Here is a 241-nt window from a genome sequence, read left to right as displayed (position 1 = left end):
GCGACCCACCGGCCGCAGCGGACACGACGGCGGCCAGAAGCCCCTCGACGAAGGGAGCGGGAGCGAGCCGCACCGGCACCTCGCTCGAGCGCAGCTCCACAGCGAGCTCGGCACTCAGCACGGCCGAGCCGAGATCCATGAGCACGAGCACACCGTCGCAGTCGGCTGCGAGCTCGTCGATGGCCGCGGCCACCGCGACGGCGTCCGTTCCGAGGATCGGTGCGCCTTCGGCGTCCACGCC

The 241-nt window shown here is 73.4% G+C and carries 1 protein-coding gene; it reads right to left on the bottom strand.

What is annotated here, in order from left to right:
* The coding region (locus HMPREF0072_RS10515) for a PTS-dependent dihydroxyacetone kinase phosphotransferase subunit DhaM (RefSeq protein WP_004830637.1) at positions 1 to 241 on the bottom strand (241 nt) is incomplete at both ends.

Source organism: Anaerococcus lactolyticus ATCC 51172 (genome assembly GCF_000156575.1).
GTDB lineage: Bacteria > Bacillota > Clostridia > Tissierellales > Peptoniphilaceae > Anaerococcus > Anaerococcus lactolyticus.
The sequence above is the reverse complement of the archived record's forward strand: the minus strand, read 5'-3'. Positions and strand labels throughout refer to the sequence as shown.